This is a genomic window from Paraglaciecola mesophila KMM 241, assembly GCF_000315015.1.
GTDB lineage: Bacteria > Pseudomonadota > Gammaproteobacteria > Enterobacterales > Alteromonadaceae > Paraglaciecola > Paraglaciecola mesophila.
The window spans coordinates 32840-58117 of record NZ_BAEP01000070.1 but is presented as its reverse complement, the minus strand read 5'-3'; the positions used below and the strand labels follow the sequence as shown (position 1 = coordinate 58117).

Sequence of the window (25278 nt, the reverse complement as noted above, 5' to 3'; positions counted from 1 at the left end):
CACACCGCGTGGTATCGTTGAAAAGCAGATAACATAATGGTGGCGTTGAATGAGGATTTTGTGCTGTTGATCTGCGCTGTGCATTTTAGCTGCAGACTGTGAGCATTTTAACCGATGTCACAGCACTTTGATTAATCGCAATGGGCATACATGACTGGCTTACGATTAAAATGCTTCCATATAGGCCAACATAAACCTGATTTAAACGTGTATAGCCGGCGCTACACTGACTGCCTGTTCATGGTCGGTAGTGGTTGAACGTCGCCCGATTCCTTTTAAAAGGCGGCCTAATATATCGGCACCGGTTATTAAGCGTGGTGAGGTGGTAGACCACACAACGATCACGTCAGCATGAAGCACCTCATCTGAACTCGCATCAATGTCCTGGGTGATTTTCAAGCGTTGCATAGCGTCACCTAATGTACAATTCTCGTCTTCGATGATAAGTGGTCGATGGCAAAAAGCATAAGGGTCACATGGTGCATTGTCCACCAACGTCGCACGAATAAACCCATCTGCGTCAAGCATCAATAATGGGGTGCGAGCCTCATCCAACAATAAAACCCATTTGTGCCCTGAGGCATTTACCTGATTAACAAATTGTGCAAAGTCGTCGCTACCTTGTTCAGGTAACAAAGGCAGGTCAAGTTTACATGGCATTTCAAGCATACTTTTTGGATCAATTACTTCGCCTTCTTCATTTACCGTGATGTTATCTACTTGCAGGAAATTAAGGGCACCAACCCCTTGTACATGCTCAACATCTGTTTCATCGGCTTCGATGTGGGCATTTATAATCGCGGTCAATTCTTTTTCACGGAAATAGGTGATGCCTTCTCGGCCTAACCAACCGTCTAATATGAGTGCAGTGGGTTTTGCTACTACAAACAAAATAACCTGATAGAAACGAATAATAGGTGTCAGCTTTGATGCTACCTGTAAGGCATTTCTTGAGAAATAAGCCTGCGGAAAAATCTCACCTAAAAAGGTGATGACAATGGTCGAGAACATGAAGGAATACATTCCAGCAAGCACCGAATCTGACAGTAACGTGAGTAACACGTTAATCGACACATTACCCCAAAGAATAGTAGACAATAAAAAGTTTGAGTCTTCGCGCATAGACAAGATAACTGATGCATTCGCGTTACCTTGTTTGGCTTCCACATCGAGTTGTAGGCGACTTAAACTGAAAAAAGCTAAGTTTAAACCGGAAAAAATAGCCGATTGGGTGACACAAAATGCGATGCCGAACCAAATTAATATATCTATAGTCATGAAATTCTCGATTGCAAAGCGCCTAGTATTTTATACACAGCTAATTTAATAAACCGCAGGAGGGATAAATAGCCTGGTAAATAAACAGCTGGATTAATATAGAGCTAAGCTTCTAATATTGTTATATATTTAAGCTATTAAGTTAGTCAGTTGACTTACCTAACTCGCTTTGTTGATAAGGGTTAAACAAATAAGACGGCTTAGTCGTGAATAAAGTCACACAATGCCATATTTACTTGTCTTAATAAGTATATTGCGGGTAAGCGCAGAAATTTAAATTAAATAATTAAATGTGTGACTTTTTAGCTTAGCACTTCGTCCAATAAGTAATATATCGCCTATAGCTCTTATCTTGATAGTGGTACACGATCCTAGTTGAGAGCTTTTCGGGTTATAAAGTGTTCATCTGCAGGCAGCTGCACGTCGGAGAAAATACATGAGTGATAATGAATATAAAGCACTTGAGCGTCAGCTTGCTGAGGATGCGCTGGCCAATCAGGTGCTTCCTGAGCCTGAGGCCATGGCAGCGAAAGTGATGAAGTACGATAAATCTAAAGAGGTCGTGCGCTTAGGTGTACATGGTGTTTTCTCTATGTTGTTAACGCTCTTTGCCCCACTGATGATAAGCCACAGTAAAAAACTATTAAAGAAAAAGGTTAAACTCCAATGAAAGACAATATTAGTATTTGGTTTGAAGCCGTGTCTGGCTCCCTTGCGGCATTACTAGAAGAAATCGCCGCATTCATCCCTTCGTTATTTGCAGCGCTTGTCATTCTGCTTGTGGGCTATTTTATATCACGGGTTTTGCGCTTCGCAGTCTATGCTGTATTGAATAAAGTGGGGCTAGACAAGCTAGCAAAGGCCACCGGTATAGATCAGCAATTGGCCAAATTTGGTAAAGACGTATCTGTCTCTAGCACACTGGCCATGTTGGTATTTTGGATTACCTTTTTGGTCTTTATCGTAACCGCCGCAGATTCATTAGGCTTATCACAATTAGGCGAAACGATGGATCAGTTCCTACGTTTTATTCCTAAAATTATTGCTGCAACTTTAATCCTGCTTTTTGGACTTGCCGCGGCCAATTTAATCAAAAACGCTATTTTTAATGCCGCCAAAGCGGCAGAGTTTGACTTCGCTCGGCCGTTGTCAAAAGCGGCATATGGATTGGTTGCTATTCTAACCTTGTCTTTGACTATTAATCAGCTTGATATTGACACCGTATTACTGGATACCATTATTGCCATTGCCTTGGCGACCCTCGGAGTCGGTACTGCGATCTCGTTAGGTTTAGGCAGCCGTGAGGCCTCGCAGAATATTATTTACTCTTTATATATATCCGACACGGTTAAAATTGGTGATACCGTCACTACAAAGGACGGTATCAAGGGAGAGGTAGTAGAGATTACTGCCGTGGTCACAATTATTCGCACATCGGACGAAAGCCTAAAAGTAATTGATAACAAGGTGTTTTTGGACGGACTGACCATACATTAGGCATGATGTAGCGATTAATTAATGTGCATGACTTAACGGATGTTCAACTAGTAAAACGCACTTTGCAGCGCCGCGGCGATGCATCGATGGCCTTTGCTAAGTTGTATGGACGATACCAAGGGAAAATCGCAGCTTATATCGCAGCGAAGGTTCTGTACAACCCGTCTTTAGTAGATGATGTACTGCAAGACACCTTCATGACGGCATGGCACAAGCTAGAGCAACTCAAAGAGCACGATAAATTTTTTCCTTGGGCGGTCACCATTGCCCGTAACACCGCCATGGATGTATTACGTGAAAAAAAGCGCGTTGACGATATCAGTCATCTGTTAAATCAAGAGGAGTCTGAAACGGAGGAAGAACTCGACCTTGGAGCAACTGAGCAAATGCTTGCAAGCTTGGAGCCCCTAGACCGAGAAATAGTGGTAATGAAAGCGGTACTTGAGTGCTCTTTTGACGAAATAAGCCTGCAGTTAGGCTTAGCGTTAAGTGCCAGCAAGATGCGCTACTATCGGGCGCTCGACAAAGTGAAAAGTGATTTATCCCAGCAGTGACATCTGCCTTTCATAAGACCCGTTACTGTTAAGCACAGTCATCATTATGAGCCTCGATTTATAATTTTCGCTACTAATAGCCCCCTCCAGAATTATACCAACTCCAGTAAATAATTAACCACTCAGCGAAAATTTAAAAGGACTTAATCAAGGCGCTTGAATAAAGTAATAGTAGTGCTCTTTCGAGTTCGAGCAACACAGAGTAAGTCCTTTTAAAATTCGCCCGAAGTGAATTCCTCAGCGGGTCTGGTACTACGTTCTCGGTATTTGAAAGGGAACAACCATCTCTGTAAACCGACGCCTTGTTCAAAACCCGCTGAATGTATTCTGGGAGGCCAATTATTTATTGGAATTGGTATTGAATCACTTCATTTACATTTTATTTGTGACTTTTTAGTCACTGACAGCGTCAATTTCCCAAAGCAGATTAACAGCAAAGAAATGTAAAAATCCTTGCGTGACGTTAATGCGCGATATTTATTAGTACAGGAGTGATTCAGTGAATTTATTCAAAGGCCATTTTAAACGTAACACTTACATAGTGTTGGTCGTCCTATTTGCCATATTTGTGTTGCAGAATATGCAGTTAGACTATGTCTCTTTTCTCTTTTGGGATTTTGCGATGCCGCGATTACTTTTGATTTTAAGCACGCTGCTTATCGGCATTGTAATAGGTGCCCTTGTTCCATTTAAAAAATTGCTGCCTCAAAAAAAATAAACGGCATTCCCGTGACTTTTTTTAAGTAGGCAGCGTCTATTCAGCAAATATCTCGCTAATGCAGCCCTAGTTGTGTTGGCGACGTTAAAAATTAAAAATATAAACACTTAATGGAGAAATAATAATGAAAAAACACACACTAGCAGTAGCCATTTCATGTGCCTTAGTCGGCACGTCTGCTCAGGCTCAATCATCGTCTGAAAAAGAGATTTGGGGCGGCGTATTCGGTGAGTATTACTCAGTTTATCCTGAAAAATTTGAACCTAACACGGATTATGACAGCGGTTTAGGCTGGGGCGGCGAGATTGGCATTAAACTAAACCCAGATTGGGGTTTTCGTTTTGAAGTGGCCAAGTTAGACATAGACGCCGACACAGGTAATGGCAACATAACCGGTGAGCGTATCGGTATAGATGCGATGTACTTCATCAATCAGAGCAACTATTACATTTTTGGTGGATTGAAAAACCAGCGTTTTGATGAAAGCTACCGTATGGCTGATTTAGGTTTAGGTGCCCATTGGCAGTTGAATGATAAGTGGAAAGTGATCACCGAACTTGCAGGGTATTATGACTTTGGTCAAGGAAACCCTGAGTACAGTGCCAAAGTAGGTATAGCATATAGTTTTGGTAAAACGGGTGGCAAGCGAATCAGTCAAGATGCAGATAACGATGGTGTCATTGACCAAAAAGATTTATGTCCGAATACACCTTATGGAACAAGCGTTAACGTTGATGGTTGCCCGATGACAGCGGTTGACAGCGACAGTGATGGTGTCGTTGATGCGATAGATGAATGTGCAAACACACCAGAGAACGACAAAGTAGACAACAAAGGTTGCAGTGTTTTCACTGAAGAGTCTAAAACAATGTCACTTAAAATTATGTTCGACAACAATTCAAGCAAGTTGAAAAATGTTGATAGTGCCAGCGTGCAAGAGTTTGTTGATTTCATGCGTCGTTACGGCACAACCAACGCTGTGATAGAGGGATACGCTTCAGCGCCAGGCACGGATGCATACAATATGAAATTGTCGGTTGAGCGTGCACAAAACGTTCGTCAATATTTAGTTGAACAGTACAATATTGCAAGCTCGCGCTTAGAAGCCGTGGGTTATGGTGAAACGAAATTATTGGACTCAGCCAATACCCGTGAAGCGCATCAGAAAAACCGTCGTATAGAAGCTTATGTCACAGCGACGGTCAAGATTGCAGTATCAAAATAAAACACGTTTGTCTTTTACTGTGCACTGAATCACCTAATTAACAGTGTAAAAGCAGTCGAGATATCGATATTTATGCCATAAGGCACTCTAATGAGTGCCTTTTTTATGACATACTAGCTACAGAATAAGCCTTATCAAGAAGCGTAAGCACTAAAACTTCGAACAGTTCAAAACGATAACTCTACACAGGTATTTATTGTGCAAATCTTTTTAACGTATTCATTTTCCTGCGCTTTAGCATTAATTCCATGTATAAGCACGGCGCAGCAGCTAGCTTCTGGTGAAAAATCACTGGAGCAATGTATGCTCAAACAAATGGAATTATCTGCTGACGAAACAACGCTTGGGGATTTGCGGGCAATTTGTTCACAAGACAGTGACAACCGCATGCAAAAACGGGATCGCCTCGAACATAGAGCGTCACTCAATCCTTTTGCGCTGTTACCTCACAAACCGAATTACTTGTTACCCGTTACTTTTGCCAATATCAGCAAGCGGCCTTACGCGGGTGATCCTAAGGCTGAAAAATACCAAGACACGGAAGCAAAATTTCAAATCTCTCTAAAATATTTAGCGGTTGAAGATTTGATGTGGGACGGACTTGATGTACAAGTTGCTTTTACCGTCGCTAGCTATTGGCAAGCCTACAATGGGGAGATATCGGCGCCATTTCGAGAAACAAATTACGAACCGGAAATTATTTTTAATTATAGCCGTCCATGGACTCTACTCGGATTACCGATAGAGCAAACCTTCGTATCGCTAAACCATCAATCTAATGGTCAAACAGGCGAGTTATCAAGAAGTTGGAATCGTATTATTGGGGGAGTTGTTTTTGCTCAAAATGCGAATGTCACATGGGGTTTACGAACATGGTGGCGAGTACCTGAAGAAGATAAGCAGTCTTTTGATGACCCAGACGGAGACGACAACCCTTATATCGAGCGCTACATGGGGTACGGTGAATTAGGTGGTGTATGGAGCATATCTGACAATCACACTTTGGAGCTTTTGTTTAGAAATAACTTTAGAAGTGATAATCGCGGCGCGGTGCAATTGGGCTGGACCTTTCCAATCACTCGTCACCTAAGAGGGTATGTGGAGTACTTCAATGGTTACGGAGAAAGCTTAATCTATTTCAATCAGCATACTCAACGCTTGGGTATCGGGGTTAAACTCACCAACTGGTTATAAGTCAAATAAGTAGTTGGCTCTGCGTGATAAAGTGGGCGGCTAGCTTATATTCTAGCCGTGCTAGAGCATTTTTGTCCCTACCAGTCTAATGCACAACGCGTAGAGCTAATTTAATCACGTTGTTCAATTCATGATACATAACGGGCTTGACTAAGTGATAGCTCATTCCAGCTTCTTTTGTTTTTAGTTTATCTTCTTCGTAAGCGTTCCCAGTAAGCGCCACGATTTCAGTATCAACACCTTGAGCTTTGATACATCGTGTTGTTTCAAGACCACTCATGTCAGGTAGGTTAATGTCCATTAATATTAAATTAAAATGCACCGTTGTTGCCAAATGAAGGGCAGCTGCACCAGTCGTAGCCACTTCGACGATGTGCCCGTTTCGCTCGAGCATTGTTTTAACAACTTCTGCATTAATCGGCTCGTCTTCTACAAGAAGTACATTAGCAGGCTCGAAGGCTGCTGTTTTTAATGCATTTTTATCAGACAGCACTCTGATTGAGTCGATAAATCTGTTTTTATCCATTGGTTTTGCGAAACCTTGCCACATATGTTCGGTATTAAAGCGATCGTGACGAATGGCTTCAGGCGAAGCTGATATGAATATAAAGGGCGGGGCACTGTTCCCAAACATCGCATGAATAGTTTCCGCTAATTCATAGCCATTATACCCAGGCATATGGATATCAATAATTAGCCCTGCATAATCTAAAATTTCGTCTTTCATAAGCAAAAATTGGGTAGCAGAGTCAAACAAATCCACCGTGAAACCATCTTCTTGCAGTACATGGGAAATGTGTAAACGGCTTGTTTCTAAATCATCAATCACGGCGAACTTTGCTTTAGGATTATGGTTGAGTGGCGTGTTTGACCCAACACACTTTTCACTTCGCCCAAGTGGTACAGAAAGCGTAAACGTACTGCCTCTTCCCAAAGTACTGCTTAAAGAAAGATCCCCGCCCATTCCTTGTGCAAACTCTTTTGCAATGGTTAATCCCAACCCTGCACCGCTCATCGCAATGTTTTTTGTTTTGTCGACTTGAAAAAATTTATTGAAGATTTGATCTTGCTTGTCTTGCTCTATGCCAACGCCAGTATCATTTATAAATACGTCCAGCATGTAATGCTTGTCGACGATACTGAGTTTAACATTGACTGAAATTCCACCGTTTTCGGTAAACTTTACTGCATTATCTAGCAGGCCCTTTAATGTTTGAGTGAGTCTAAGTGGGTCTCCTATAGCGAATTGAGGAAGGGCGGAAGCTGCATTGTAAGAAAAGGTTAAGCCTTTCGTTTCAGCACTAGAAGCAGTAGGCGCGATAACTGAATCTAATACGGTTAGCAGTTCAAAATCGATTTTGTCAAAGGTTAGAACCTTAGCTTCAATGCGTGATATGTCTAATAACTCATCTACGAGAGACAAAAGTTGATTGCCCGCTTTTTGCGCTTTTTGAATGTAAGCTTTTTGGCTATCTATATCTGTTTCTTGGCTGGCTAGCTCTAGCATGCCAAACATGCCACTAATAGGCGAGCGCAATTTATGGCTCATATTAGAAAGAAATTGATTCTTTGTTTGCTGGTCCAACCCGGCGTCTCGTTTTACTCGATATGCGCGCTTGGTATTAAGTGAAAAGCGCTTTATTAGTCTAAAAAGCATTTGTTCGATAGGATAGATTAAGGCCACGATCGTTATTGCAAAGACAATCAAACTGATGATGCTAGCAAGTATGCTAACGTTAACCATATGTCGACGGGCTTGTTCTTCATTTTCAGTAAATTGTGCTTCAGCCTGATCCAAATGACCCACTAGCGGATTATACTTATTAGCTTCAATGGCTTGGTCATTTCGGTTTTCTATCAATCCTGATGTAATAATCTGTTCAACATAATCAAAAAACTCCTTTGACAGACTATCGATGCTAGCTGAGCTAGAAAAATACAGATCATGAACGGAGTGATTACCTCCTTGAAAGACATTCCTCGGTAAATCAGCAATTAAAAAGTAATTGTGATTATCACTAAATTGCTTCATCAATACGATACTCTGGCGTCTTAAAATGCGCTTTTCTTTAAGGGTAAGTGGCTGTTCAAAACGGTATAGATTTAGCGTGATGTCACGAATAAGCAGAGACTGCTGAGAGGATAACTGAACAAACTCACTCGCTTTAGCTCTGTCTTGTGCGCTGGAGTAAGCATACAACCAAGGCAGACAAAGTAATATCAAGCTCACTACTGCATAAATGACATAGCAACGCCTGATCTTTTGTTTAACAATGTGTTCAATATTCAAAATATGTCGTCCAAGTGACGTTATTAATTCGGTTTGTGGGGCTGATTAACTATCAGTCACTGCTAGTAACTAAGCTGCACGTGACGGGCCTGAATAAGTAATCCAATCGAAGTTTCAGGGGCCAGTGAGGAACCTAAAAAATCAAAATCAGCCAGCGTGATAGCAGGAAAATGCTCTACAATGGTTTCCTTAATCATCTCCACTACTTTGGAAGGTTGACTTACCAGTTCGCTCCTCGCTAGCGCATTATCGAATAACAGGTCGTTTAAAATTAGCTGTCTATGAATTGGGTCAAACGCAATATGCCCGGTTAATTTAAACGGAATATTAATGCGCTCACCTTGGCGCTGAGCAAGCATCGAAAACTCAACGATCACGTGTTGCTCTAATACGTTTAATACTAATTTAGGCGCAAAAAAGGCAGCTTTAATGCCATTAAAATCCAGTGCAAATGGAAACTGCTGGTTAAGTTGATGATTGATCTCTCTGACTGAAACGCGATGTTTACCGTGATCTTCAGCTGATGCAGAGAAGCTCAAGACAACTAACGCGACACACACTGTTATTAAGCTCCGCATAACATTGCCTACTCCTATTCACTTACGTTCAGAGTAATCTTTTAGGCGAAATAGTCACTTGTACTTTAGGCGTATTTCTCAGGATTTTTGTTAAACCATGCGCGCAACACAAACCCAAGCTCAAACGGTTTGCACACTAAATTACAATTAATGGATGGTAAATAAACTGCACGGGATATAATATCTATACAGACGATTTGTTCTGTTTTTTGTATGAAAGCATCATATTTATATAGGTTGAGTGTTAGCGAGCAGGGGAATGTGTTGTTTCTTATTGTTTTAAGGTAAACACGTTAATACTGTTGGCTGCTTATTCTGCCGTGTGTTTATTATTCATCAAAGGAGGTTAGATCATGGTTTATGCCGCATCTAGATATGTTAGTCAGTTAACAAAAGATACGCTTGCATTGGTGCTTGCCGGTGGTAAGGGCACGCGGTTGAAAGAGTTGACTGAGCATCAGTCAAAACCCGCATTGCACTTCGGTGGCAAATTCCGTGTCATAGATTTCACTTTGTCCAATTGTGTTAACTCAGGCATTCGGCAAATTGGTATTGCCACCCAATATAAATCGCACTCACTATTACGTCATCTATCACAAGGCTGGAGCCACCTAAATCGTGACATGGGTGAGTTTGTAGAATTGTTGCCCGCAAGTCAGCAGTGCTCTTCACGTTGGTACCAAGGCACTGCAGACGCCTTGTTTCAAAATATTGAGTTTATCAAAGAGCAATCCCCAAAATACGTATTGGTGCTGGCGGGAGATCATATCTACAAGATGGATTATGCAGACATGTTAGCTCAGCATGTGCAAAGTGGCGCTGACCTTACAATAGGGGGGATTGAAGTACCTATTAATGAAGCGGCGAATACCTTTGGTGTGATGCAAATAAATAAATCAGGGCGGGTTGTGTCGTTTGACGAAAAGCCCGCCTCGCCGTCTCCCTTGCCTGAGGATCCCGCCTTGGCATTAGCGTCAATGGGTATATATGTGTTTAACACTGAATTTCTGCTAAACGAATTACAAAAAGACGCTCAGTCCTTAAAGTCAGAGCATGACTTTGGTAACGATATCGTGCCTCAATGTATTGCCGATTGTGAAGTGCATGCGTTTCGCTTCACTGATTCTCTCTCGGGGCTCAAACCCTATTGGAAAGATATCGGTACATTGGATGCATTCTGGCAGGCAAATATCGATTTAATTGAGGTGACCCCAAAGTTAGATATTTATGATGATTCATGGCCTATCTGGACTTACCAAAAACAGTCCCCCCCAGCTAAATTTGTGTTTAACAATGACAATCGTCGAGGCAGTGCAACTGACTCAATGGTCTCGGGCGGGTGCATTATCTCGGGTGCTACTATTGACCGCTCTTTGCTCTTTGTAGATGTGCGTGTTCATTCCTATAGCAAAATAACAGAGTCAGTCATCTTGCCCAACGTAGAGATTGGTCGTGATGTGAATATTAACCGCGCCATAATTGCTGCTAATTGCAGTGTTCCTACTGGGATGAACATTGGGTTTGATCACGATGAAGATCAGGCGCGCGGCTTTAGGGTGAGTCCGAATGGTATTGTATTAGTGACCCAGAACATGCTTGAAAACTTGCGTGAACAAGCGCCCTGGGAGCATGCGATTCAAGACTATTCACGGCCTAAACAACTGCATTCTTAAGTGGACAGTGTAATGTTTAAAAAAAGTAGGACGGTGAGCGCACTAAGTCGAGTAATGAGGATTAAAAGAGCAGTCGCTTATGTCAATAGGTATAAACCGAAATCGATTACGCACAACACCGCATATCGAATAGCTGAGCAGGTGGTTATTATAATAAATAACACTAGTTGCTTAGCCAAAACGTTTATAAGGAATCCCCTATGACCCAGTCTCATTCTATACAAGGCCCAACGTGTGAACATTGCGCTCTATCAAGAAACTGTACAGAAAAAGCGGAACCACTAGCAAATAAACAAAACAATCCGGTTTTAACCCACAAAATTTACCATAAGGGTGACAAGCTATATTGTGCTGGTGATGCTTTTAACGCTTTATATATTGTGCGTTCTGGCTCAGCTAAGGCAAGTATTTCATCGATGGATGCTGAAGAACAAATCGTTGACTTTTGTTTTCCGGGCGACTTAGTAGGTACTGATGGCTTTGCACAGTTGCAACACGCGCAAACGGTGACCTTCTTAGAAACCAGTAGTGTATGTTATATCAGTCTGCATTCAGTGAATGCTTTACTGGCCAATTCTGAGCAGGGTCGTCAACAGCTTTTAGGTAATATGAGCCGAAGCTTATTGATGCAACAACAACAAACCATGAGCTATCATTGTATGACGTCTGCACAGCGGGTGGCAGGGTTTTTATTGGATCTCTCAGCTCGACTAGCTAAAAGAGGGCTATCTAGTAATCAGCTAACATTAAGTATGACACGTATCGATATTGCAAATTACCTTGGCATGGCTATTGAAACCATTAGTCGTTTGCTTACGACTATGCAGCAACAAGGGCTGATTCAAGTTCAAAGACGCCAAGTTACCTTGCTGGATATACCCCAATTACAAGCATTGAGTCGTTTTGAAGTCGAAGAGAACGATCCTTTATTTATGCAATCTAATACAGCATTATTACATGCGAATTCATACACTTCGCAAGCCATGATTCAGTGATACCCGAAAGCATCAATGACTCACTAAGGACGTTAGGTTAAGCTAATACGTTCATTTTCAATGTATTTAAGGGTAAATATGGCTAAGACGTTGTTGGAAATAGTTGAAGAAATCAAACAGCATATCCCACATTTCGATTGTGATACGGCTGCAGTCAATCGAAAAAAAGACAATGGTTTGCTGATTGACGTACGTGAGCCATCAGAGCATGAAACAGAAAGTGTCACAGGAGCAATAAACATTCCTCGGGGCATACTAGAAATGAAAATGCTTACCTTAGAGCCGAATAGATCCCGGCCTATATATTTACATTGTGCCAGTGCGGTGCGCGCAGCACTGAGTGCGGAACAACTGCACAGGGTGGGGTATACCCACCTCTATGTGGTGACGGGTGATTTAAAAAATATCATTCAGGCACATTCTACATAACATGAGGAAAAGCCTTTAAGTTCGGGGTGCCGAAGCAGATTCCCATCGCGATAGCGGTTTGAAGTGTTAAATCATCAGCGGGTACATTACGCGTCTTGTTTGCCACACTCTCAAGTGCGACGTGGGACAGTCTATTGCCTTTTTGGATTACTGCACGGTTGAATTGTTTACTTTCCACTAATTTGGCGGCATAACTGCCTAAATTCGTGGCAAATATTCTGTCGAAAGACGTAGGGGAGCCACCACGCTGAATATGGCCTAAGGTAGTCGCTCGAATCTCTGCATCCATAAACTGCCCTAATTGCACCTTCAATTGTTCACCGATCCCCCCTAAACGGGATGGCTCAGGACTACCCGCGATGTTTTCTCTTACGCTTACTCGGCCATTTACTGGTCGTGCTCCCTCTGCAACTACCACGATAGAAAAGTGATGGGAGCCCATACGTTCAGTACATGCTTTGGCAACACGTTGTATATCGTATGGATACTCAGGAATAAGAATGCTATCGGCACCCCCGGCAACACCCGCGTGCAGGGCTATCCACCCGGCGTTTCGTCCCATTGTTTCAACAATCATGATCCGCTTATGAGATTGTCCCGTGGTGCGTAAACGGTCAATAGCATCAGTGACGATACTGACCGCAGTGTCAAAACCGAATGTTCGCTCAGTGCACATCAAGTCGTTGTCTATGGTTTTAGGGACCCCAACAACATTGAGACCTAATTTGCTCAGCTCATAGCCAATGCTCAGGGTGCCATCTCCACCTATGATAACGAGTGCATCTAATTGCAGTTGGTCATAATAGGCTTTTACCTCACTAGAACAGTCTCTGCCATTGTAGTTAAAGGGATCTGCACGGTTACAGGTACCGATTATCGTGCCGCCTAGCGCGAAAATTCCACTGCAATCTTGATAACTTATTGGGCGACTACGACGTTCAATAAACCCTAAAAACCCATCTTCAATGCCTATGATCTCGGCGTTTGATGTCAGCATAAGTGTTTTCGCGACACTACGTATAGCCGCGTTCAGACCAGGGCAGTCGCCACCGCCGGTTAATATCCCAACGCGCAGGTTATTGTGGGTTTGTAACGCCATTAACGACGGCTCCATTATGTTCAAACTGATAGATATTATCCAAGGTGACTTGTGCAATTTTTACCATCGCTTCTTTAGTGAAAAAGGCTTGATGACAAGTCACAAGTACATTTGGAAAGGTAGTCAGGCGCGAAAAAACATCATCTTGGATGACGCTGTCTGATAAATCTTCAAAGAAGAGTGCTTCCTCTTCCTCGTACACGTCCAGTCCTAGCAAGCCAATCTTCCCAGCTTTAAGCACTTTAATTGCCGCTTTAGTATCAATTAATTTGCCACGACTGGTGTTGATAATCGTTACGTTAGGTTTCATTTTTGCTAACGCCGCTTCGTCAATCAAATGGTGAGTTGAATCGTTAAGGGGACAGTGCAGTGAAATAATATCACTACGCTGGAACAGTGTTTCTAGCGAGACGTACTCAACACCATTATCGATACATGAGTCATTTTTTTGCACATCATAGGCAATAACACGACAACCAAAGCCAAGCATTATTTTACTGAAGATTTGACCAATTTTACCGGTACCAATAACACCCACTGTTTTGCCGTGAATATCGTAGCCCATTAAATTATTGAGCGAAAAGTCACCTTCTCGTACGCGGTTATAGGCTCTGTGAACCCGGCGGTTAAGGGTCATCAATAAGGCGACAGCATGCTCAGCAACGGCGTAAGGGGAGTAGGCCGGTACGCGAACCACACTCATACCTAGTTGTTCTGCAGCCGCTAAATCTACATGATTAAAGCCCGCAGAGCGAAGTGCAATTAATTGAATGCCTTTGTTTTTTAACGCGCCAAGCACTTCAGCGTTAAGGCAATCATTAATAAACGCACAAACGGCTACTTCATCGGTTATCAAGTTTACCGTCTGAGCATTTAGATGCGGTTCAAAATAGCGAATGTCGTGATGATGCTCTTCGTTCTCTTTCGTAAAGTATTCTCGGTCATAGGCTTTGGTATTATAAAAAGCAATTTTCATCAATTTGTTCCTTAAGCGTTTAACCCATTAGCAAAAAAATTATTGTACTCTTGGTTTGTTCAAACATATTGATAGTGAGCAATTTTAACACTACTTTACTTGTACTATTAATTATAATTTTTCTTTGATTTTATCTAATTAATGGTTAGATTAACTTGCTCAAATAAGGCACGTACTGTGTGAATTAAGTACCGCTTTTGGCTTAATCTGCCATGCTCTCTTTTCAACTCATTTAGGATTTATCTAACCCACGACCAGTATTATTTTTCTCACTTTTAGGAATAGATTTTGCTTAGCAAATGGTATTAAAAAGCAAGACTGATATTAGTTTTCTACTAGAAAGGAGTTTACTTTTGAATCAACCCTCTACATTTCTGACGAGAGACTCGTTAGCGAATGCAAAAATTTTAGTGGTGGACGATCAGCCTATTAATATTCAGGTGATCAACCAAATACTGGGGGATAGCTACCAATTAAACTTCGCCAAAACGGGCCAAGAAGCATTAGATATTTGCTTACGTGACGCACCAGATCTTATTTTGATGGACGTTATAATGCCGAATTTAGATGGCCTTACTACCTGTAGAATTATTAAGAACGATCCTGAAATAAATGACATTCCGATTGTATTTATTACCTCATTGCAGCGCTCAGAGGAAGAAAACGCTTGCTGGCAAGCCGGTGGCATAGATTATATGGTGAAGCCGGTGAATCCATTGCCGTTAAAAAATCGTGTGAGGGCGCACCTGACATTAAAGTTTCAAGCAGATGTTCTTAAGAAGCTAGCCTATTTAGATGGCTTAACCGGGGTTTATAACCGCCGCTATTTGGACGAGTATTTGGCTAAGCAAGTAGCGCAAGCGAAACGCACTAAGCAGCCGATTTCTTTACTCATGGTCGATATTGATTTATTCAAACAGTATAACGACGAATACGGTCATCTGGTGGCCGACGACCAGTTAAAACTTGTGGCTTTGACAGTGAGGAGCAGCTTGAATCGCCCAACAGACATCGCGGCTCGATATGGTGGGGAGGAATTCACGTGTGTGTTGCCAAATACAGACGAACGCGGTGCAAAGCACGTTGCTAAACAGATTCAACAGGCGGTTGACCAACTGAAAATCTCTCACCGGCTGTCACCGCATCAAATTTTGACGGTCAGTATTGGTGTATCTACTATTTTGCCAGACCAAGATTATTCGAGTGATCTTATTTCCATGGCAGATAAAAAGCTCTACAAAGCGAAGCACACCGGGCGCAACAAGGTCATATAAGACTTCAACATTTCCCTGCTATTTGCTATTCATCCTTGTTCGTTATTTCGAGCCCTTTAGCACGCTCTAATCTTCGCCGTTGTCTGTGTATCGTATTCTCATCTTATAATTTTTTTTATCGAACACTTTGAGCTTGACCTATGAGCAGCACATAGGTTTAACATGATTGCATTAGCTCAATCTCAGCCTAAACATAGGAGCAAAATATGTTGGTCAAGCAATTAGCAGATTTCGTAGGTGTAACAACTGACACCGTGCGCTATTACACACGAGTGAAACTACTGACTCCTGCTATTAGTGACATGAACGGCTATCACTTATATAGCGCTGACGATTTGCGACGCTTGCGTTTTATATTAAGCGCAAGACAACTAGGATTTTCTGTCAAAGATATACACAGTATTATCAGTGAGTCTGAGCAGGGGAATTGTCCTTGTCCGTTAACAAGGAAGCTCATCAGCCAACGATTAGAAGAAACGGAGGTGCTATTTAAAGAGACGCTAGCGCTGCGTAATCGTATGCAATCAGCTCTCGTGCAATGGGACAAGTCACCAGATGGTGCCAATGCTGAACAGGTGTGTAGTTTGATCGAATCGTTTGTCGATCCCATAACAATGGAGGCCAAAAATGAGCAATAAAGGCAAAGTAAAAACCCAGAGCTTCATAATTGAGGGAGCAAGCTGCGCAAGTTGTGTGAATAAGATTGAGAAAGCGTTAGCAGGTGTCGAAGGAGTGACTGGTGTAGAAATGAACTTTGCACAACGAACCGTCACAATTGATGGCGATGTAAACAGTCATGCATTAATCGATTCCGTGAAGGATATTGGTTATGACGCCACGCCGATGAATTCGGTCTCAGAACAGGATGCATTGGATGAAAAAGCCCAAGCAGATGAAGCGCATTATAAAAAACTGATGCGCAATATGGTCATTGCTTTGGGCCTAGGCATACCTTTAATGCTATATGGTTTATTTATCGGCGACATGAGTGTTAACACGTTTAATCAGCGCATAGGATGGGCGGTTGTTGGGTTCATCACCTTGGGCGTAATGATAGGCACAGGTAAACACTTTTATCTTGGTGCGTGGCAGTCCTTCAAAAATCACTCAGCAAATATGGATACCCTGATAGCGCTCGGTACAGGTACTGCTTGGGCTTATTCAATGTTGGTCATAGTAGCACCTAACCTGTTACCTGATGTGGCGAGACATGTGTATTTTGAAGCATCAGCAATGATCATAGGGCTTATTAATCTCGGGCTAGCGTTTGAAGTTAAGGCAAGAGGGCGCACCTCCGAGGCGATTAAGAGACTGATTGGATTGCAAGCAAAAACCGCGCGAGTGGTGAGAAATGGGCAAGAGCAAGACGTTGAGATAGCCCAGGTTCAGATTAACGATATTGTGCGAGTTCGACCCGGTGAGAAAATCCCTGTGGACGGCGAACTGACAGACGGAAAAAGTACAGTGGACGAATCCATGCTCACGGGTGAGCCTATGCCAGTTAACAAGGCCGTGGGCGACAAAGTGGTCGCCGGCAGCATTAATAAAACCGGTAGTATGTTGTTTAGCGCGACACATGTGGGCAAAGACACCACCCTATCTCATATCATTAATATGGTTAAAAGGGCGCAGAATTCTAAGCCTTCCATAGGGCGCTTAGCAGACGTGATTTCTGGTTATTTTGTGCCAATCGTTATGATTCTGGCAGTGATTGCAGGTTTGGCCTGGCTCAATTTTGGGCCTCAGCCAGCCATTGCTTATGCGATCACGGCTATTACTACTGTGCTGATTATTGCTTGTCCTTGTGCATTAGGCTTAGCGACACCTATGTCTGTTATGGTAGGTGTTGGTAAAGCGGCCGAGGCTGGGGTACTGATCAGGAATGGTGAGGCATTACAAAGCGCCTCAAAAATTACTACCATGTTGTTGGATAAAACAGGAACAATTACCCAAGGTCAACCCGAAGTAACCGACATATCAACGTATGATCAACGTCAAGAGTCTAGTGTAATGGCGTTAGTAGCCAGTTTAGAAAGTCAGTCTGAGCACCCGTTAGCCCAAGCGATAGTCGACTATGCAAAACAGCGCAATTACCCGCTTAACTCGGTAACTGAGTTTGACGCGATCACCGGTAAAGGGGTGACCGGCACTCTAAATGGTGAGCATTTGTTATTTGGTAACGAAGCGCTAATGCGCGAATTTGGGATAGACGTTAGCCTTGCTGTTGTACAAGCTGAGACACTAGCAAATGATGCTAAGACGCCTATGTATTTTGCGGTAAATCAAAAACTGAGTGCTTTGATCGCGGTATCAGATCCTATTAAAAACGATTCATTAGCAGCAATAAAACGGTTGCAAAACAAGGGTATCCACCTTGTCATGCTAACTGGCGATAACGAGGCTACAGCGAAGGCAGTTGCACAGCGAGTGGGTATTGATGATTACATTGCTCAGGTTATGCCACAAGACAAAGTGGAAGAAGTAATCAAGCGCCAAAAATGCGGGGAAGTTGTCGGAATGACAGGGGATGGTATCAATGATGCCCCAGCACTTGCTCAAGCCGATGTCGGGTTCGCAATAGGAACCGGCACAGATGTTGCGATTGAAAGTGCGGATGTAACGTTAATGCGCGGCTCCTTGCATGGTTTGGCTGATGCGCTGGCAATAAGCCAAGCCACTATCACCAATATCAAACAAAATCTCTTCGGCGCGTTTATTTATAATGTTGCTGGAATCCCTATTGCAGCCGGCGTGTTATTTCCATTTTTTGGCATTTTGCTTAACCCTGTAGTCGCGGGGGCGGCCATGGCAATGTCGTCATTAACTGTGGTGAGTAACGCAAATCGATTACGCTTTTTCAAGGCTAATAAAACAGCTTAGTGCGTATTTTTATAAGACATGTTTGGAGTTAACGGATGTTAATAATTAACCTATTAGGTGTACTGCTTATCGCGGCTATCGTGTGGTGGTTTTGGCTTTACACGCCAAAGCCTACGCAATCTACCAGTAACCAAATTAAGATTTTAGTAAACAATGGCATTTACCAACCTAGCAATATCTCTGTGAGCGCAGGTACGAAGATAACGCTGGATTTTGACCGACAGGACCCTGCACCTTGCGCTGAAACAGTCATCTTCCCCCAATTGGACTTAAGTTTGGGCTTAAAAATGGGACAAGGTAACCGTATAGAGCTACCTGGGCTAAGTGAGGGCGAATATGACTTTCACTGCCAAATGCAAATGTATAAAGGAAAGATCATCTCTGAGTGAATTTTGGGGCAGGGTAGAGCCGCGTGTAATTATTTCACCTTCACGGTGAAATTTGCTGCCTTAACACTCTTGTGAGAGTGTTTTTATCTGCGAACTTGGCGCTTCGCGCCTTTAATATACTGGCGTAGTGGCGCTTTCTCGATGACTATAAGTTTGGCATATCCATTGCTATAACATTGATAAGACATCATGTTTTAACAAACGAGCGTGATAACGGATAGCAAAGATACGTTACACCACTGATATAGCCAGTAAGGAGAGTCACAATGAAAACATTCCAAGACAGATACAACCTACACGTAGATATTGAATCTATCGAAAATTATATTGATGGTACGTTTCGAAAGCTTAACAGAACGTCTCGCTCCTTGCATAAGCCTTTGCAAGTCAACAGGTATAAGTCCAAGTGGAATGATGAAGACCAACCTCATCGCTTCTCGCACTAATAGCTAAGATTTGGCTCACCCATTATGCTTTGAAAACATTTTAGCTTTAAGAAGCGCTTATATTGATTGGCACTGGTACTTACATTGGCATTGCTAAGCTGGCTGTTGATATAAGCGTTGTATTATTAACGCTAGCCTTCCGCTACTCTGAGTTGAGCTTTGTAATCCTCTCTGTCGAAACCTTCGCCTCCATTAATATATTCAAAGCCTAACTAGCACTTATGCCAACAGGCTAAGTTTGCTGGTTCATTCGCTATGCAGCATGTTCCGAGGGTGGGATCACTTGCGCTCTGATAGCTCTGTTCGCCTTATTCGGACTTGTGTTGACATGGATCAAGCTGCTTTTTCTCAAATCGGCTTTAATCATATTGTGGGATTGGTATTAGTGAATCCATTTACGGTATGAATAAGTCACCGTTAACATCAGTAATAAGGAGAAAACAATGCTTGGTTATCAAAAGATATTGGTTGCGTTAGATATTAACAGCCCTGGGAATTTAGTGATGAGCAAAGCGCTCGCAGTGGCTGATTCACCCTCAAAACTAAATTTGTTGTATGTCACGTTTGCACAAACGTATTTCGAGCCCTATGGTATTGCGTTTGAAAATGACGAACTAATAAACCTGCAAGAACAATCTGAACACAGACTAGAGGAAATTGCCGTGACATCAGGAGTACCAAAAGAGAACACGCACGTAGCGGTGGGCTCTCCTGCTGATGAAATACACCGATATGCAGAGCGGATAGGAGCTGACTTAATTGTTATCGGTACGCATGGCCAAAGTGGGCTAAAACTGCTGTTAGGATCCACCGCTAATGGTGTACTGCACGGGGTCAAGTGTGATGTGCTAGCGGTAAAAGTATAGCGGCACTGAACTTAAAAATAGAACCTAACAACACTGGTTGATATGGCGCTATTAGTAAGCGCTACATTGGAATGGCGACTGCTAAGTGTGACACGACTTGTTGTAACCTTGGCTGTTGCTATTGTGTTCAGGAATGAAGAATAGCTTATAGCGATATGTGTTTTGAATGACACAATACTCAATGAGCCTTTGCGCCGTTTATTATCTGTTGTACGTCACGCACTAATAGATGCTCTATAAAGGGTCTCTCAATAAAATCAGTCGCGTTAGCACGCATAGCTCTTACAGCAGTGGGTATGTCACTGGAACTTGCCAGAATAATAGTCGGTAAATGACACCCACTTTTAACGAGCGTTTCAAGCAGCTCTATGCCACTGTCTTTTTTACCTTCAAGGTGTGCCTCAATGATCATACCAATGGCGTCATCACTGATCTGCTGACGCATAAAGCTCTCTGCACTGGCAAAACACTTAATTGTTACCTCCAGGGGAGAAAGTAGTTTTGAGAGTGCTGTTCGAGCATCTTTCTGGTGATCTACCAGATAGATGATCGGATGATGATTTTTGGTTACAAGAGTACTAATCATAGAGGTATTCGACGCACGATATAAAGATATTCTAAGTAAAGATATATCTCACGCCAAAAAGGATGTTGCGCTAGATCAAATTACCGCCACAATAGATACAGTAAAATGCAAAAACATAGAGTCTTGATTACTCTTTTGCCACCACAAGGGTAACAAGTTCAGCTAAAGACTTTACCTGCATTTTGTCCATAACATTCGCACGATGGATCTCAACCGTGCGTTGACTTAAATTTAGTTCACTGGCTATCACTTTATTTGCTTGACCGGCAATCACTCGATGCATCACTTCATTTTCACGCTCAGTAAGAGATTTGCATCTTTTTTCTACTTCCAATGCATGCAGAGTGCGCTGTTGGTTGTTTCGATTGACCTCTAAAGCGTGCTGTATGCAGTCGAGCAGAACTTGCTCGCGAAACGGTTTCTGAATAAACTCTATCGCGCCTTTTTTCATCGCCTCGACTGCCATTGGTACATCGCCGTGGCCGGTAACAAATATGATGGGTAAGGGACATTTAAGTGCTTCTAAGCGCTGTTGGCATTCCATTCCACTCATGCCAGGCATGCGGATATCCAAAACAATGCAGCCACTTAGCATGCTAATATCGTCTGATGAAAAACTATTTAGGAATGTCTGTGCATTATCATAAATGGCGTTTTGCACACCAACGGAATCCAATAACATACTGAGAGAGTCAAGTACTGCCTCGTCATCATCAATAATATGTACAATTTGCTCTGCTTTAAACAGTGTGCTTTTATTCTTCATTGTTGGTTACTTCATCGGTATTGTTATTTACAATCGGTTTCGCGGGTAGGGTAAATGAGAAAACACTTCCTTGAGGGCTACCTGCGCTATGCTTCAACTCGCCGCCGTGCGACTGTATGATTGATTGGCAAATAGGTAGCCCCATTCCCATACCGGACGTTTTAGTAGTGAAAAATGGGTGAAAAAGCCGCGCCCTATTTTCCTCTGTTATCCCATAGCCAGTATCACAAATAGACACTTCTAGATATTGTTCGTTTATCCATTTTGATTGAATCACCACAGGGGCTGAGGGTTGATCTTCCATAGCGTCAATAGCGTTACGAATAAGGTTAAAAAGGACTTGTTGTAACTGTACTTGGTCTATCAACAAGCACGGGGTGGGAGCGCTACACAAGTCTAGTTGGATGCCATGGTCGAGTAGGCGAGTGTCAACTTTCGCCAAATCGATAGTGTCTTGAATTAGGTCATTAAAGTTAATGTATTCTCTTTCTGTATTGCGCTTTTTGACGAACTCTCGTAAGCGTCGAATAACTTCACCTGCTCTCAAGGCTTGGTTACTGATTTTTTCTAGCGTGTCAGTTAATTTTTGTTTTTGAAAAGCATCGGCCTGGCTGTTTTCGCGTTGCAATAAATTCTTGCACGCTTGGGCATAACTACTCACGGCTGATAGCGGTTGATTGATTTCATGGGCGATCCCCGCAGCCATTTCTCCCATAGTACTGAGTCGGGTTACGTGAGCCAATCTTTCTCTATTGGCAATAGCATCAGAGCGTGCTTGCACTTGATCGGAAATATCACGAATAATGCCGACAAACTGTTTATGGCTGGACTCTTTCACTTCGCCAACAGAAAGCTCGATAGGAAATATCTCACCGTCTTTCTTGCACGCCTTTACCTCGCGCCCAATACCAATGATCCGCGCTTGATTGGTCTTCATGTAGTTATCTAAATATTGGTCGTGTTCTTTACGATAGGGTTCCGGCATTAACATCTTTATATTTTTGCCAATCACCTCTTGCACTGAATAGCCAAACATTCTTTGGGCTGCTGCATTAAATAATTCAATCGTACCAGTGTGATCAATAATAATCATCGCATCGACAGTCGCGTTAAGTATTGCATTTAATTTGGCCAGGGCATCCGCTTCGTCCTGGTTCGGGTTAGTTAGCTTATGTGTGCTGTTCACAGTGCTCCAAAGCAATTATGTTAAGCCTACTGCTTAGGTGGAATTGTGATGCCAAATATTATTCGACAATCGTTAGTTCTAAATTTTAAAATACCCAAAATTGTTACCTTAGGAAAGGTAAACTTCTCTTTATCTATGTATTTTGGCCGTATATCGACAGTCTGGGCTTTTTAAAGGGATCATCTGTGATGAATGTGAAGCGTGTTTTACTAATAGAGGGCTGCGTAAACTTATTTATATGTTGCGTAAAGTTATTCGTGGGGATCAGCGCTAATTCAGCTGCAGTGATTGCTGATGCAGTGCATTCATTTACGGATGTGGTTAATAACATCATGGCTTGGATGGCGACCAATATTGCAAATTCGCCTGCCGATAAGGACCACCAATATGGCCACCAAAAATTTGAACAATTGGCAGTGTTCGGCCTTGCATCCTTATTGAGTATCGTCGCATTTGAAATGTTAATTAATGCCTACAATCGCTTTGGTCAGGCAGTGGAGCAGAACTATTTAGGGCTTATCGTGCTGACGGGTACGCTTGTCGTTAATATTTTGCTAACGATATGGCAAAGGTACTGGGCAAAAAAGTTGGCGTCAGATCTATTAGAAGCTGACGCTAGTCATACCTTAAGTGACGTGTTAACCACGATTGTAGTGATAGTTGGGTGGCAACTTGCAGCGCACGGTTATTATTGGCTAGACACTGTTTTTGCTATTTTAGTGTCGTTACTCATTTTTTATTTGGCCTTTAAACTTTTTCAGCGCGCTATCCCTATATTGGTCGATTATAGCGATGTGGATCCTAGCGCAGTTTCAGCTGAAATCAATCGCTTGGATAGCGTAGACTCGGTTGTTCGAGTGCGCTCAAGAAAAGTACCGAATGGGCGGGTGGCGGATCTTATTGTCACGGTTGACCCACAACTCACCACGGCAGATTCACATCTTATCGCTGATGAAATTGAACGAGTATTAGCCAAAAAATTTAACATTCAAGATGTGTTAGTCCACATAGAGCCGAGACATCGGATAACTGATCATGAAACTTGATGCTTCATAGCTAATCTTCGCCCTGCAGGCTCATTATGATTCTAAGAATCGCGCTAGTTGCCGTTGCAGGGTATGGTTTTCATATTCGAGAGCTTCTCTTTGCTTTAAAAGCTCAATCACCATCGCCACACCGACCCAGTCAATTTCTAATTGTCGGTTAAGACGAATCGCTTTTTTTAACCAATGCACTGTGGAAGTGTCAAACTTCCAGTCTTGGATTGTATTTCCCTCTACAGGCCGAGCGATGCCAAATTCCACCACTTCCATTACTAGAGTCTGGTTAATGTCTTTACTTTTGCATAGCTCCTCAATGGATACCTTGCGTATTGAGTCGTTCATCATGCTAACTCCATTCTTTTCTGGGGTCGAAGGCACTTGTCTTAGCAAGTTCATTCCATAGGGTTAACGCTTTTTCATCAGTTTCTGGCGGGTTAACAATTTTGAGTACAGCAAAAAGATCGCCGTAGCCAGATTTGCGTTTCAAACCTTTTCCTTTAATTCTTAATTTTTGACCGGTTTGGCTGTTAGGCTGCACGGTCATTTTAACTTTTCCGTCTAAAGTAGGAACGGTGATTTCTGTACCCAATATTGCTTCCCATGGGGCGAGTGGCAGCGTCATCGTTAAATCATGACCTTGAACATCGAAAAGTGGGTGCGGCACTAAACGAATGTGCAAATACAAGTCGCCGTTTTCACCGCCCTGACTACCTTTACCACCTTGCCCTTTAAGACGTATGCGCTGCCCATCTACTACTCCTTGAGGTATTTTTACTTTCAGGGTTTTCTTTTTCTTGACCAATTGAGCGTTAACCACTTCAGATTGCATAAATTCGACGGTTTTAGCAGATGAATGAAGGGTATCTTCTAAGAATATAGGCACTTCAAGCTCAGCATCTTGACCCGTCATAGGATAGTCAGCTCGAGTATACCCTTGGCTGAATGGGTCATTGTGAGACTGCTGGCGAGAACGACGAGCTGAAAATACAGAATTGAAAAAATCTGAAAAGTCCTCGCTATTGGCATCCCAGTGCGTATGTTGTGATTCACTTTGCCAACCTGGCGGGGGCGTGAAGCCTTGCTTTTGTCCTGCGCCATATTTGCGAATTTCATCATATTCTGCACGTTTTTCAGTGTCTTTTAGTACTTCGTATGCTTCAGCGACTTCTTTAAACTTTTCTTCGGCATCGTCTGCGGCATTCATATCAGGATGGAATTCGAGCGCGAGTTTACGGTAAGCTTTTTTAATTTCTTTAAGCTCGGCGTCTTTGGCAACACCAAGAATGGCATAGTAATCTTTAAATTCCATTATCTATCTCGTAGTAAACATGCCGAA

General features: G+C 42.6%; 25 protein-coding genes. 15 read left to right on the top strand and 10 right to left on the bottom strand.

Going from position 1 to position 25278, the window contains the following annotated elements:
* Positions 1-201: 201 nt before the first annotated feature.
* Entirely contained in the window at positions 202-1278 is a 1077-nt protein-coding gene (locus GMES_RS16650) for a DUF21 domain-containing protein (RefSeq protein WP_006993922.1), read from the bottom strand.
* Between the two features lie 436 nt (positions 1279-1714).
* Here GMES_RS16650 and GMES_RS16645 point away from each other — a divergent pair, with 436 nt between their 5' ends.
* The 5 genes from GMES_RS16645 to GMES_RS16620 all read left to right on the top strand — a co-directional run bounded on the left by GMES_RS16645 (position 1715) and on the right by GMES_RS16620 (position 6466).
* Positions 1715-1948: a hypothetical protein gene (locus tag GMES_RS16645; RefSeq protein ID WP_006993921.1), complete on the top strand. Its 234-nt coding sequence runs from the start codon at positions 1715-1717 to the stop codon at positions 1946-1948.
* Positions 1945-2775 (top strand): mechanosensitive ion channel family protein, encoded by an 831-nt coding sequence (locus tag GMES_RS16640; protein ID WP_006993920.1) that lies wholly within the window; start codon positions 1945-1947, stop codon positions 2773-2775. The genes GMES_RS16645 and GMES_RS16640 overlap by 4 nt, the downstream gene beginning before the upstream one ends.
* 23 nt (positions 2776-2798) lie before the next feature.
* Positions 2799-3329 (top strand): RNA polymerase sigma factor, encoded by a 531-nt coding sequence (locus tag GMES_RS16635; RefSeq protein WP_006993919.1) that lies wholly within the window; start codon positions 2799-2801, stop codon positions 3327-3329.
* 842 nt (positions 3330-4171) lie between these two features.
* Positions 4172-5272: an OmpA family protein gene (locus tag GMES_RS16625; RefSeq protein ID WP_006993917.1), complete on the top strand. Its 1101-nt coding sequence runs from the start codon at positions 4172-4174 to the stop codon at positions 5270-5272.
* Positions 5273-5575: 303 nt separating this feature from the next.
* Positions 5576-6466, top strand: a complete 891-nt coding sequence (locus GMES_RS16620; RefSeq protein ID WP_006993916.1) for a phospholipase A — start codon at positions 5576-5578, stop codon at positions 6464-6466.
* A gap of 85 nt (positions 6467-6551) precedes the next feature.
* Here GMES_RS16620 and GMES_RS16615 read toward each other — a convergent pair whose 3' ends face one another.
* Positions 6552-8696 (bottom strand): response regulator, encoded by a 2145-nt coding sequence (locus GMES_RS16615; protein ID WP_226990324.1) that lies wholly within the window; start codon positions 8694-8696, stop codon positions 6552-6554.
* Between the two features lie 122 nt (positions 8697-8818).
* Entirely contained in the window at positions 8819-9334 is a 516-nt protein-coding gene (locus GMES_RS16610) for a hypothetical protein (protein ID WP_006993914.1), read from the bottom strand.
* A 353-nt stretch (positions 9335-9687) separates the two neighbouring features.
* On the opposite strand from GMES_RS16610, the gene glgC reads away from it, so the two are divergent.
* The 3 genes from glgC to GMES_RS16595 all read left to right on the top strand — a co-directional run bounded on the left by glgC (position 9688) and on the right by GMES_RS16595 (position 12431).
* Positions 9688-11007 carry a glucose-1-phosphate adenylyltransferase gene (gene glgC, locus GMES_RS16605; protein ID WP_006993913.1) on the top strand — a complete coding sequence of 440 codons (1320 nt, stop codon included), beginning with the start codon at positions 9688-9690 and terminating at the stop codon, positions 11005-11007.
* A gap of 200 nt (positions 11008-11207) precedes the next feature.
* Positions 11208-12002, top strand: coding sequence for a helix-turn-helix domain-containing protein (locus GMES_RS16600; RefSeq protein WP_006993912.1), 795 nt, complete (start codon positions 11208-11210; stop codon positions 12000-12002).
* A gap of 78 nt (positions 12003-12080) precedes the next feature.
* The gene (locus GMES_RS16595; RefSeq protein ID WP_006993911.1) at positions 12081-12431 is read left to right on the top strand and encodes a rhodanese-like domain-containing protein; all 351 of its coding nucleotides are present in this window, start codon (positions 12081-12083) and stop codon (positions 12429-12431) included.
* On the opposite strand, the gene GMES_RS16590 is transcribed toward GMES_RS16595, so the two are convergent.
* Both GMES_RS16590 and GMES_RS16585 read right to left on the bottom strand, forming a co-directional pair.
* The gene (locus tag GMES_RS16590; RefSeq protein ID WP_006993910.1) at positions 12424-13530 is read right to left on the bottom strand and encodes a 6-phosphofructokinase; all 1107 of its coding nucleotides are present in this window, start codon (positions 13528-13530) and stop codon (positions 12424-12426) included. The genes GMES_RS16595 and GMES_RS16590 overlap by 8 nt on opposite strands.
* Positions 13508-14506, bottom strand: a complete 999-nt coding sequence (locus GMES_RS16585) for a 2-hydroxyacid dehydrogenase (RefSeq protein ID WP_006993909.1) — start codon at positions 14504-14506, stop codon at positions 13508-13510. Before GMES_RS16585 ends, GMES_RS16590 begins: the two co-directional genes overlap by 23 nt.
* A 353-nt stretch (positions 14507-14859) precedes the next feature.
* Here GMES_RS16585 and GMES_RS16580 point away from each other — a divergent pair, with 353 nt between their 5' ends.
* The 6 genes from GMES_RS16580 (at position 14860) to GMES_RS16555 (ending at position 20361) form a co-directional block, all read left to right on the top strand.
* On the top strand, positions 14860-15780 hold the full coding sequence (locus GMES_RS16580) for a diguanylate cyclase (RefSeq protein ID WP_006993908.1): 921 nt from the start codon (positions 14860-14862) through the stop codon (positions 15778-15780).
* A 206-nt stretch (positions 15781-15986) separates the two neighbouring features.
* A complete protein-coding gene (locus tag GMES_RS16575; protein WP_006993907.1) occupies positions 15987-16418 on the top strand; it encodes a MerR family transcriptional regulator in 432 nt (143 codons plus the stop codon).
* Positions 16408-18660, top strand: coding sequence for a heavy metal translocating P-type ATPase (locus GMES_RS16570; RefSeq protein ID WP_006993906.1), 2253 nt, complete (start codon positions 16408-16410; stop codon positions 18658-18660). Before GMES_RS16575 ends, GMES_RS16570 begins: the two co-directional genes overlap by 11 nt.
* 35 nt (positions 18661-18695) lie before the next feature.
* Positions 18696-19049 carry a cupredoxin domain-containing protein gene (locus tag GMES_RS16565; RefSeq protein ID WP_006993905.1) on the top strand — a complete coding sequence of 118 codons (354 nt, stop codon included), beginning with the start codon at positions 18696-18698 and terminating at the stop codon, positions 19047-19049.
* Positions 19050-19315: 266 nt separating this feature from the next.
* Positions 19316-19495 (top strand): hypothetical protein, encoded by a 180-nt coding sequence (locus tag GMES_RS16560; protein WP_006993904.1) that lies wholly within the window; start codon positions 19316-19318, stop codon positions 19493-19495.
* 443 nt (positions 19496-19938) lie between these two features.
* The gene (locus tag GMES_RS16555; protein WP_006993901.1) at positions 19939-20361 is read left to right on the top strand and encodes a universal stress protein; all 423 of its coding nucleotides are present in this window, start codon (positions 19939-19941) and stop codon (positions 20359-20361) included.
* 178 nt (positions 20362-20539) lie between these two features.
* On the opposite strand, the gene GMES_RS16550 is transcribed toward GMES_RS16555, so the two are convergent.
* The 3 genes from GMES_RS16550 to GMES_RS16540 all read right to left on the bottom strand — a co-directional run bounded on the left by GMES_RS16550 (position 20540) and on the right by GMES_RS16540 (position 22899).
* Entirely contained in the window at positions 20540-20947 is a 408-nt protein-coding gene (locus GMES_RS16550) for a response regulator transcription factor (protein WP_039987687.1), read from the bottom strand.
* Between the two features lie 127 nt (positions 20948-21074).
* Positions 21075-21713 (bottom strand): response regulator transcription factor, encoded by a 639-nt coding sequence (locus GMES_RS16545; RefSeq protein WP_006993899.1) that lies wholly within the window; start codon positions 21711-21713, stop codon positions 21075-21077.
* Positions 21703-22899 carry a two-component system sensor histidine kinase NtrB gene (locus GMES_RS16540; RefSeq protein ID WP_006993898.1) on the bottom strand — a complete coding sequence of 399 codons (1197 nt, stop codon included), beginning with the start codon at positions 22897-22899 and terminating at the stop codon, positions 21703-21705. The genes GMES_RS16545 and GMES_RS16540 overlap by 11 nt, the downstream gene beginning before the upstream one ends.
* 188 nt (positions 22900-23087) lie before the next feature.
* Here GMES_RS16540 and GMES_RS16535 point away from each other — a divergent pair, with 188 nt between their 5' ends.
* On the top strand, positions 23088-23945 hold the full coding sequence (locus GMES_RS16535) for a cation diffusion facilitator family transporter (protein ID WP_006993897.1): 858 nt from the start codon (positions 23088-23090) through the stop codon (positions 23943-23945).
* A 33-nt stretch (positions 23946-23978) separates the two neighbouring features.
* Here the strand turns inward: GMES_RS16535 and GMES_RS16530 are convergent, their stop codons facing one another.
* Both GMES_RS16530 and GMES_RS16525 read right to left on the bottom strand, forming a co-directional pair.
* Positions 23979-24287: a chaperone modulator CbpM gene (locus GMES_RS16530; protein WP_006993896.1), complete on the bottom strand. Its 309-nt coding sequence runs from the start codon at positions 24285-24287 to the stop codon at positions 23979-23981.
* A gap of 1 nt (position 24288) precedes the next feature.
* A complete protein-coding gene (locus GMES_RS16525) occupies positions 24289-25251 on the bottom strand; it encodes a DnaJ C-terminal domain-containing protein (RefSeq protein ID WP_006993895.1) in 963 nt (320 codons plus the stop codon).
* Positions 25252-25278 lie beyond the last annotated feature (27 nt).